This is a genomic window from Methylobacterium sp. WL119, assembly GCF_008039875.1.
In the GTDB taxonomy this organism is placed as follows: Bacteria; Pseudomonadota; Alphaproteobacteria; order Rhizobiales; family Beijerinckiaceae; genus Methylobacterium.
Genome location: NZ_VRUU01000141.1, coordinates 1 through 9,968, shown reverse-complemented (window position 1 = coordinate 9,968; position 9,968 = coordinate 1). Strand labels below are relative to the sequence as shown.

At 72.8% G+C, this 9,968-nt stretch carries 8 protein-coding genes and 2 pseudogenes; 3 read left to right on the top strand and 7 right to left on the bottom strand.

Translation table 11 applies throughout. The features are described 5' to 3' along the window. Positions 1-74 precede the first annotated feature (74 nt). The 6 genes from FV227_RS26400 to FV227_RS26375 form a co-directional block, all read right to left on the bottom strand. A complete protein-coding gene (locus FV227_RS26400) occupies positions 75-395 on the bottom strand; it encodes a nitrile hydratase accessory protein (RefSeq protein ID WP_147860278.1) in 321 nt (106 codons plus the stop codon). Further along, positions 392-1,057, bottom strand: a complete 666-nt coding sequence (nthB, locus tag FV227_RS26395) for a nitrile hydratase subunit beta (RefSeq protein WP_147729730.1) — start codon at positions 1,055-1,057, stop codon at positions 392-394. The genes FV227_RS26400 and nthB overlap by 4 nt, the downstream gene beginning before the upstream one ends. Further along, positions 1,054-1,695: a nitrile hydratase subunit alpha gene (gene nthA / locus FV227_RS26390; RefSeq protein WP_147729729.1), complete on the bottom strand. Its 642-nt coding sequence runs from the start codon at positions 1,693-1,695 to the stop codon at positions 1,054-1,056. The genes nthB and nthA overlap by 4 nt, the downstream gene beginning before the upstream one ends. Positions 1,696-1,712: 17 nt before the next feature. Beyond that, positions 1,713-1,898, bottom strand: a complete 186-nt coding sequence (locus FV227_RS26385) for a hypothetical protein (RefSeq protein WP_147729728.1) — start codon at positions 1,896-1,898, stop codon at positions 1,713-1,715. A 358-nt stretch (positions 1,899-2,256) separates the two neighbouring features. Next, the gene (locus tag FV227_RS26380) at positions 2,257-4,326 is read right to left on the bottom strand and encodes a PAS domain-containing sensor histidine kinase (protein ID WP_147729399.1); all 2,070 of its coding nucleotides are present in this window, start codon (positions 4,324-4,326) and stop codon (positions 2,257-2,259) included. Positions 4,327-4,879: 553 nt separating this feature from the next. Further along, positions 4,880-6,568, bottom strand: coding sequence for a CHASE3 domain-containing protein (locus FV227_RS26375; RefSeq protein WP_147860277.1), 1,689 nt, complete (start codon positions 6,566-6,568; stop codon positions 4,880-4,882). A 421-nt stretch (positions 6,569-6,989) separates the two neighbouring features. Between FV227_RS26375 and FV227_RS26370 the strand changes: the two genes are divergently transcribed. Together FV227_RS26370 and FV227_RS26365 are read left to right on the top strand one after the other, a co-directional pair. After that, on the top strand, positions 6,990-7,487 hold the full coding sequence (locus FV227_RS26370) for an Hsp20 family protein (protein WP_147729722.1): 498 nt from the start codon (positions 6,990-6,992) through the stop codon (positions 7,485-7,487). A 175-nt stretch (positions 7,488-7,662) separates the two neighbouring features. Then, positions 7,663-8,142 carry a hypothetical protein gene (locus FV227_RS26365; protein WP_147860276.1) on the top strand — a complete coding sequence of 160 codons (480 nt, stop codon included), beginning with the start codon at positions 7,663-7,665 and terminating at the stop codon, positions 8,140-8,142. Positions 8,143-8,188: 46 nt separating this feature from the next. Here FV227_RS26365 and FV227_RS26360 read toward each other — a convergent pair. Then, positions 8,189-9,001 (bottom strand): annotated as a pseudogene (locus FV227_RS26360) (SDR family NAD(P)-dependent oxidoreductase); the annotation flags it as partial. Positions 9,002-9,147: 146 nt separating this feature from the next. Between FV227_RS26360 and FV227_RS26355 the strand changes: the two are divergent. Further along, a pseudogene (locus tag FV227_RS26355) lies at positions 9,148-9,968 on the top strand (serine protease); the annotation flags it as partial.

Sequence of the window (9,968 nt, the reverse complement as noted above, 5' to 3'; positions counted from 1 at the left end):
GGTGGGGATCATGGCCTCCCCTCGCGGGGCGGGCGCAGGAAGCGCACCACGGTCGCGGTCGTCCTCCTGCGGCGTCATCGCCGGAACAGCGGGTCGTTCTCCAGCACGATCGGCAGGCCGTGCGGGGTCGCCTCCGCGGCGCGGAGGAAGGCGTCGCGGCGGGCGTCGAGGGCGGGGCCGTCGGCGATGCCGCGGGCGGCGAGGATCGTCTCCAGGGCGGCGAGCCAGCGGCCGTAATCGGCCGGCGCCTCCGGGCCGTCGGCCGGGCGGATCGCGGCGCCGAGCGCGTCGGCCCACTCGGCCCCGGTGAACAGCCCCGAATCCTGCAGCGCGACCACCATCGCGAAGACCTGCGCCTCCCAGGGTGCCGAGAACGGGGCGACGGGCTCGCTCATGCGGCGCCGCCCGCGATGTAGCGCTCGAACACCGCGACGGTGACGCGCCCGTTCGGGTCGGCATCCTCGCCCCAGAGCTCGGCGGCCGGGAAGGCCACGGTGTAGAGCCAGTCCGGGTTCTCGCCCTGCCCGCAGGCGTTGGTGTCGGGCAGGACGAAGGCGCCGTGGACGCGCAGCACGGTGCCGCTTTTGGCCCGGACGTAGCGCGGCAGGCGGGTGTGGGTCGGCGGGTGGATGTTGCGCATCGTCACCGCGTCGCCGACCGCGAAGCGCGCCGGCGCGGGCGCGGGCCGGTCGCTCGGGAAGCCGGCGCGGTAGCGCGGCTCCAGGATGTCGGCGGTGAGCACCCGCGCCACCGGCGCCGGATCGGGATCGGCGACGCCGCGGGCGATCTCCTCCGGCCGCGCGAGGCCGTGGGCGGCGAGCTGGCGCTCGAGGGCGTCGAGCCAGATCGCGTAGTAGCTGGCGCGCAGGTAGTCGGCCGGCGGCATCGACTCGCGGGCGGCGCGGCTGCCGTCGAGGGTCCAGGCACCGGTAAAGCCCATCGCCATGGCGAGCGCGAAGACGCGCTTCTCCCAATCGGCGTGGAACACCGGCTCGTTCGGCTCGGGAGCGACCGGGCCGAGGCCGTGCATCCCGCCGAGGTCCTGGCCGCCGTTCATGCCGGGACGCCCGGCAGGCCGGTGCCGATCATCGCGTCGCGGGTGACGAGGCCGGCGAGGCGGCGCTCGTCGAAGGCCTCGGTGCCGGCGGGCCGCATCGGCAGCACCATGTAGCGCAGTTCGGCGGTCGAATCCCACACGGTGATCCGCGTCGTCTCGGGCAGGCGCACCCCGAACTCGGCGAGCACGCCGCGCGGGTCGATCACGGCGCGGGCGCGATAGGGCGGCGCCTTGTACCAGACCGGCGGCAGGCCGAGCACCGGCCAGGGGTAGCAGGAGCACAGGGTGCAGACGACGAGGTTGTGGGCGTGCGGCGTGTTCTCGACCACCACCATGTGCTCGCCGCCGCGCCCGCCGATCCCGAGCTCGGCGATCGCCGGCGTGGCGTCGGCCAGCAGCCGCGCGCGATAGGCCGGATCGACCCAGGCGCGGGCCACCACCTGCGCCCCGAGATGGGGCCCGACCCGGGTCTCGTAGCGCTCGACCAGCGCGTCGAGCGCCGCCGGCTCGACGTAGCCCTTCTGCACCAGGATCGATTCCAGCGCCCGCACCCGCGCCTCGACGGGGGACAGCGCGCCGTGGTCGTGCCCGTGCTGGTGCCCGTGGTCGTGATCCGGGTCGTCGTGACGATAGGCCATCCGCGCCGCCGCCCGCCTCAGGCCAGGTCGAGCGAGCGCTCGAAGGCGGCCGCGTTCGAGGCGTGCCCCTTCGGGTCGGTCACGACGATGTCCTTGAAGCCGCGCCGGGCCAGCTCCCAGGTCTTCTCCAGGGCCTGGTCGGCGGTCCCGCACGCGAACGTCGCGGGGCGCCCCGCATGGTCGTTCGCCTTCACAGTGTACACGGCACGTCCTCCCGATCGCTCGAATCGACCATACCCGGATGTGGCGTCGGCCGCGAGGATCGGGAAGGGGTTCGGTGAATCGGGTGCAGCGCGGCGCGGATTTGGCCCGAGGGGGCGGGATGCGGGCGGGCCCGCCCGTCGGCGCCGCGTTCTGCGGCGGGCGGCAGCCGGACCCTCGGGCGGGATGGACGGTCCGCGTCCGACGCTTTGCAGAACCTCGGACGGTCCGCTGACCGGTAGCCCGGCACGTCAGACCGGGTCGGGTGGTTCTCTGCCCGTCCGCTTTCGGACGACAGGTGCATCGAAGCGGACATAGCGGGGTCTTGAACACACCGACCAAGCCGGAAGCCGAGCCTGCTTAGACCGAACCCCTCGCTTGAAGGCCGAGGAGCCGGTGCAGGATGTCGCCCAGTTGCACTGCCGAGTACGGCTTCTGCAGCAGCTCGAACCCGTGCGTGCCCTCCTGCGCCAGCACGTGGCTGTAGCCGGATGCCAGGACCACCGGCAGGTGCGGCAACCGCCGCTGCAGTGCCTTGGCGAGCTCTACGCCACCCATGCCTGGCATCACCACGTCGGTGAAAACCAGGTTGAAGCCTGCGCCATTGCCGCCTAGCCGGTCCAGCGCCTCCTCGGCGTTGGCTGCCCAGGTCGGTCGGTAACCCAGGTCCTCAAGGATCTGGGTCGCGAACTGACCGACGCCGATGTTGTCCTCAACGACGAGGATGCGCTGCCCCGTGCCGAGCGGCGTCTGACCCCCGTCGGGCCCGCGGACACGGTCCTGGACCTCCTCTTGCTCGACTTCCGGCAGGTAGAGGGTGAAGGTTGTGCCTTCCCCGACGGTGCTGGCAACGTCGATGTCGCCGCCCGACTGCTTGGCGAAGCCGAATACCTGCGACAGGCCGAGCCCCGTGCCCTTGCCGACCTCCTTGGTTGTGAAGAACGGCTCGAAGATCCGGCTGAGCAGGTCCGGGGGGATGCCTGAACCCGTGTCGACGAGGGAGACCGTGGCGAAGGCTTTGCGCGAGCCGGCATGGCCGCGGATGACGGGAAGGACCGTCCGGCATCCGAGGCGCAGGGTGAGCGTTCCCTCCCCGTCCATGGCATCGCGCGCGTTGACGGCCATGTTGATGAGCGCGGTCTCGAACTGGCTTAGATCCGCTCGGACGAAGCAGGGCGCATCGGGCACCTCCGCGACCACGTGGACGCGTGCGCCCGTCACGGTATCGAGCATCTCCGCGATCCCGCGCATCCTCTCGCCGACGTCGAACACCTCTGGCTTGAGGGTCTGCCGGCGTGCGAAGGCGAGCAGCTGGCCGGTGAGCTTGGCCGCGCGCTCAACCGTATCGGAGACGGCGTTGAGATACCGATCCTTGCGCACTTCTGGCAGGTCCGGTCGTCGAAGGAAGTCCACGGACGAGCGGATGATGGTCAGCAGGTTGTTGAAATCGTGCGCGACCCCGCCGGTGAGCTGGCCGACGGCTTCCAGCTTCTGGGATTGGCGAAGGGCCTCCTGTGCCTGCTCCAGCTCGGCCTGCCTTTCCCGGGCCTCGGTGATGTCGCGCCCGGTCGCATAGGTCAGCGTTCCGGCCGGGGCGGCGGTCCATGAGATCCAGCGCGTCGAGCCATCCTTGTGCCGGTAGCGGTTGACGATGTGGGGCATCCCGCCCTCGGCCGCCTCGGTATAGGCACCAACCGTTTCCACGTGGTCCTCCACCAGGACGAACTCGTTGACGTGGTGCCCGACCAATTCGTGCGGCTCGTAGCCGAGCAGGCGGGTCCATGCCGGGTTGACCCGCTGGAAGACGCCTTCGAAGTTGATGATCAGCATCAGGTCGGGAGCGGTGTCCCACATCAGGTCTCGCTCGTTCGTGCGCTCCTCCACGCGCTGTTCCAAGGTCGCGTTCAGGCTGCGCACCTCGCCGAGTGCCCGTTCCAGGCTCTCTTGGCTGTCCTTGAGCGCGGCGTCGGTCAGCACCCGCTGCGTGGTCTCGTCGGCGAAGATGAACAGGCCCGCGATCCTGCCGTCGGCATCGAGCACCCGCGAGTAGGAGAAGGAGAACCAGGTCTGCGCCGCCCCCCGGTCGGTATCGAGCTTCCACGGAAGGTCCTCGAAGCGATGGCTGCGCCCGGCGAAGGCGTCTTCGATGATGGGCTTGGCCTGTTCCCAGGCGTCGGCCCAGACCCTGTCGAAACGTTCGCCCGTGGCCCAGGCCACCCGGGGGCCGAGCAGGCGGGAATAGGTGTCGTTGAAGAAGAAGTGCAGGTCCGGCCCCCAGGCCAGGATCATGCTCTCGGGCGAGTTCAGGACCAGCGAGAGCGCGGTCTTGAGAGATTGCGGCCACGTCTCGGGGGAGCCGAGAGGATGGGCCGACCAGTCGCACCCGCTGATGAGGCGCGCGGCCTCACCGCCGCCAGCCAGGAAGGCCATCGCGTCGCTCACCGCGTCATGCCCCGCCGACGCCGTACGAAGCGGCAGAGGCTGCGCTCGGACGTCCTCTTGCTGGGTCGGTGACACCCCTCATTGAGCGTGTCGAAGACCGTGAGGTCGTGAGTTTCGCAGTTGCCCGAGGACGTGATCGCACGCTTCGGCTCATCGGAGGACATTTCAGGGGCCATGCCCCCTTATGGCACGTGCGCCTTCAGTGGTCGCCGAGGGATTGCTCCTCGGCCGAGCTATGGCGCTCGCTTTTCACCCCGAACCGAGGTCGCGATGAGGCCGGCGAACGGGTGCTTACGGGAGGCGCTGACTGTGATCTGAACGACCACTTTCGGGCGACACCGGGCCGTCCGTGTCAAAGCGAGAGGTCGGGGCCCGCTTCCCTCCCACACCGGCCATGGGCCGAACGGGCTCACATCGTCGTCTGGCCGCCAGGCGCCATCGCTCGCGCCACCGGAGCGCGACCGGCCCGGCCTCGGCCGCGTTCTGGCACGGGCGTCGCGCCCCGAGGCCCCGCCCGGAGGGCCGCCGCGGGGCCGGGCGGTCAGGCGGCGCGGACCGTCGCCAGGAAGCGGGCGACCTCCGCGGTCAGGTGCTCGGACTGGCGCGACAGCTCGGAGGCGGAGGCTAGCACCTGGCTGGCGGCCGCCCCGGTGTCCTCGGACGCGCGCGCCACGCCCGCGATGTTGCTCGTCACCTCGTTCGTCCCGCTGGACGCCTGCCCGACGTTGCGCACGATCTCCTGCGTGGCCGCGCCCTGCTGCTCGACGGCGGCCGCGATCGTCGTCGCCACCATGTCGATCTCGCGGATGCGCGCCGCGATCGAGCCGATCGCGTGCACGGCCTGCCCGGTGGCGCCCTGGATCTGGCCGATCTGGTCCGAGATCTCCTGCGTGGCCCGCGCGGTCTGGGCGGCGAGCTCCTTCACCTCGACGGCGACCACCGCGAAGCCGCGGCCGGCCTCCCCGGCCCGCGCCGCCTCGATCGTCGCGTTGAGCGCCAGCAGGTTGGTCTGGCTCGCGATGTTGGAGATCAGGCCGATCACGTCGCCGATCTTCCCGGCCGCGGCGCTAAGGTCCTGCACCAGGGCGGCGGTATCGTCGGCCTCGGCGACGGCGCGCTGCGCCAGGTCGGTCGATCCCGAGACCTGCCGGCCGATCTCCTGAACCGAGGCGCCGAGCTCCTCGGCGGCGGCGGCCACGGTGTTGACGTTGACGGCCGCCTCCTCGGCGGCGGCGGCCACCGTCGTCGACTGGCTGGCGGTCCCGGCCGCCGTGGCCGTCATGGTCCGGGCGGTGGCCTGCAGCGCGCCGGCCGAGGACGACACCCGCCCGACGATGCCGCCGACCGCCTGCTCGAACCCGTCGGCCATCTGGCGCATGCCGGCCTTGCGCTGCTCCTCGGCCGAGGCGCGGGCGAGCGCCGTCTCGGCCTCCAGCGCCTGCGTGCGGATCAGGGTGTCCTTGAAGACCTGGACGGCGCCCGCGATCGCCCCGACCTCGTCGCGGCGGTCCCGGAACGGGATTTCGGCGCCGGTGTCGCCGCGCGCGAGGCGGCCCATCAGGTCGGTGATCGCCCGGATCGGGCGCGAGACCGCCCAGTTCACCAGGAGCGCGCCCAAGGCGGCGGCGGCGAGCATGGCGAGGAGCCCGACGAGGACGGCCTGACGCGAGCCGGCGCCGGCGGCCTCGGCGATCCGCGCCCGGTCGTCCAGCAGGCTCCGCTCGATCGTCGCGATCTCGGCGGCCTTCAGGCGCAGCCGGTCCATCGCCGCCTTGCCGGCGCCGGAGATCGCGAGCTGCCGCGCCTGGCCGCGCGTCGGCTCGTCGCGCATCAGCGCGATCTCGCGCTCGGCGATTCCGTCGTGCCAGGCCTGGGCGTCCTGGTCGAGCGCGCCCAGGCGCTGCAGCTGCGCCGGGTTGTCGGAGACCAGCGCGCGGATCCGGGCGAGGGCATCGGCGTAGGCCTTGGTGCCGGCCCGGTAGGGCTCGAGGAAGCTCGGCTCGGCGCTCAGCAGGTACCCGCGCAGGCCGGTCTCCTGGTTGACCATGGCGGTGGTCAGCGCCTCGACCTGCTCCAGGACCCGGTAGGTGTGATCGCGCCACCGTTGCGCCTCCTCGACGGAGCCGAGGCCGCGCCAGCTCACCAGCGCGGCGAGGCCGGCCGCGCCGATGATGACCGCGAAGACCAGCAGGAGCTTGGTCATCAGGCGTAGATCGACGACGGTACGCATTCGAAAGCCCCGGGATGACGGCGCAAGACCGAGTTTTTCCTCTCGGACGCGGTGTTCATCCTCTACGCGGCAAGCGGTTAAGCCCGCGCTACCGACGAAGTGTTGCGCGCACGCCGAAGCGGCCGCGCGAATACGGATGCCGTCACCTGCTACAACCTACCGGTTGCATCGGTGGAAGCGCATGCCGGCGACCCCGACTCGCCGTCCCGCAGCTCGTCGGCGGGTCCGTGCGAGGCCGGGCGTTCGGGCCCCCTCCCCCGGCATCGCACGCCGGACGCCAGGAGAATTTTTCGGAGCCGGCCGGGAACCGGATCGCGGTGTTCGCATTTTCTGCGCGCGAGGCCGTTCGAAGGCTCGCCCACGGGCGCCGGAAGGCATCCGGCGACCCTTGTCATCACGTTGCTCCCAGGAGGATGTGGTCATGAGGACCCTTGATTTCGCACCGCTCTACCGATCCACCGTCGGCTTCGACCGCCTGTTCGCGATGCTGGACCGAGCCGCGCAGGCCGAGGCGTCGTCGACCTGGCCGCCCTACGACATCGAGCGGGTGGCCGACGACGCCTATCGCATCACCATGGCCGTCGCCGGCTTCGCACCCGGCGAGATCGAGCTGACGCAGCACGGCGCCAGCCTTCTGGTCGCCGGCCGGCGAAAGGCGCCCGAGGACGAGCGCCGGATCCTGCATCGCGGCATCGCCACCCGCACGTTCCGCCAGACCTTCGAGCTGGCCGACCACGTGACGGTCGTCGGCGCGAGCCTCGAGCACGGCCTGCTCACCGTGACCCTCAAGCGCGAGGTGCCCGAGGCCCTCAAGCCGCGGCGCATCCCGATCGGCGGCACGGCGGCCGCCGTGAGCCGGGACGCCTTGAGCCAGGACGACGCGCCGAGCCGGATCGAGACCGGGCGCAAGGCGGCCTGAGCCCCCGGCGCGCGCCTCGATTCCGACGGCCGTGAACCTTGTGCCGCCCTGGCCTGCGGGCCCGCGCGGGGGCTCCGGCCCGTGTGTCCATCCCATCGCGCATCAGGAAGGAGGATCATCGATGAGGGAGACGCAGCTTTTCCGTTCCGGCGCCATGAATCCCGGTTCCGGCGCCATGAACCCCGATGGCGCGCATGATTGCGGCGGCGCCCATCCGGCTTCGTTCGAGGCCTGGCAGGCGCTCGTCGCCCCCGGCGACGTGTTCCGCCACCCGCGGGAGGTCCTGGCCCACCCCGCGCTCTCGCGGGCGGACAAGCGCGCGATCCTGGCGTCTTGGGCGTCGGATGCCTGCGTGCTCGCGGATTCGCCCGGCATGCGGTGCCTCGTCGGCAGCCGGGCCGAGCCGGTCTCGGTCGACGCCGTCCTCGCGGCGCTGGGCGAGCTCGACCGGGCGGTCCGCCGGGCAGGCCCGGCTCGGACGAGGCGCGCCGCGCCACGCCACCTGCGCCGCCTGCGCCGCCTCGCGGACCTGCACACGTATGTCCGCCCGAAGCGGCGCGACGACGACGACGATCCGCCGCCCTGCCCGGCGAGCGTCATGCCGCGCCCGAAGACGCCCCCGAGCACGGCGCTGGCCGCCGCCATCCCGGCCTGAGGGCCGGGCCGCGCGGAGGATGCGCCGGGGCGCGCCGGCCCGGGCCCTACCCGTCCATCGCCCGCCGGAACGCCTCGGAATGATCCGGGTGCCAGCGCGAGAGCGCCGGGCGGTTCTCGATGATGTCGCCGGCCGCCCACGCGATCCGGCGCTCGTCCTGGGCGCGGGTGGTCTCGTTGTCGGGGCAGAGGATGTAGAAATCGCCCTGCGCCATCCGCTCCAGCAGGAAGGCCACCGTCTCGTCGGGCGTCCAGGCGCCGGGCGGCTTCTCGGCGACGCCGCGGGCCCTGGCCAGCCCGGTATAGACGAAGCCCGGGATCAGCAGGTGCGCCGAGATGCGGCAGCCGTCGCGGCCGCGCAGGTCGTGCGCGAGCGCCTCGGTCGCCGCCTTCACGCCCGCCTTCGAGACGTTGTAGGGCGTGTTGCCCGGCGGCGTGGTGATGCCCTGCTTCGAGCCGGTGACGATCACGGCGCCGGGTTTCTGGCCCGCGATCATCGCCGGCGCGAAGGCGTGGATGCCGTTGATCACCCCCCACAGGTTGGTGTCGAGGATCTTGCGCCAGGTCGCCTCCTCGGAGAACAGCGTGCCGCCCGCCTCGATGCCGGCGTTGAGCATCACCAGGGCGGGCGGCCCCCCGGCGGCGACGGCCTGCGCGAACGCCTCCATCGCCGGGCGCTGACCGACGTCGAGGGCGAAGGCGCGCACCTCCACGGCGGCGAGCCTCGCCACCGCGGCGCGGGCGGATTCGAGCGCCTCGCCCGGCAGGTCGGCGAGCCACACGTTCATGCCGGCCCGCGCGAAGGCCTGCGCCGCCGCGAGCCCGATGCCGCTGGCCGCCCCGGTGACGACGGCCGTCCGACTACAACAGCGTCGTCAACGGCGCCTTCGGCCGGCGGACCTTCGAGGCGCTGAGCGCCGCCCGCGCCCGCACCGACGCCGGCGACCCCCTCGATCCACGCAGCCGCGCCGCGATCCTGGCGGCGGGCGAGGCGGCGCGGAAGGCCGTGCGCTTCACCGTGCAGGCCGATCCCGCCAGCGGCGCGGTGCTCGGCGTGCCCGAGCGGATGCTGCCCAAGCGCAGCGCGGTCCCCGGCGGAACCCGCTGGCAGAGCGCCGACGGGCGCCTGACCCTGGAGAGCCGGTCGTTTCCCGCCGGCGGCACCGACCTCAACGCGCTGTTCACCCGCGCGACCGCGCCGCTCGCCGACCGCAAGGTGACGTACAAGCTCAAGCGGCCGGACTTCATGGTCGTCACCGGCGAGACCGCCTCGGGGCGCTCGTACGTGCGCTACGCCGCCGGGCCGGAGGGCATCCGCGGCTTCGCCATCGGCTACGAGGCGGCGCAGGCGGGCGAGATCGACCGCCTCGTCATCGCCATCGCCAACAGCTTCGTGCCGTTTCCCGGGACGCCGGGCGAGGCGCCCCGGATCGCGACCGCGCCGGCCGCCGCGCCACCGGCGTCGGGCGCTCCGCAGAGCTCGGGTGCTCCGCAGGTCGCCTCGGCCCCGAACGTCGTCGGCACCGGCCTCGTCGTGGCGCCGGGGCGGGTGCTGACCGCGTCTTCGGTGCTGGAGGCGTGCCCGGCCCCGCGGATCGGGAGCGCCCCGGCCAGGGTGTTGCGCAGCGAGCGCGGCCTGGCGCTGCTGGAGGCCGCCGGGCTGCCGGCGCCGCGCCTGCCGGGCATCGTCGGAGCGTCGGCGTCCGAGGATCGCGTCGTGGTCGCGGCGCAGGAGGCGCGCGAGGGAGCGGGCGGGGATGCGGGCGTGTCAGTCGCGCCGGGCGCGATGGTGGGCGCGGCGCGGGTGACGGCGCCGTTGCAGCCCGG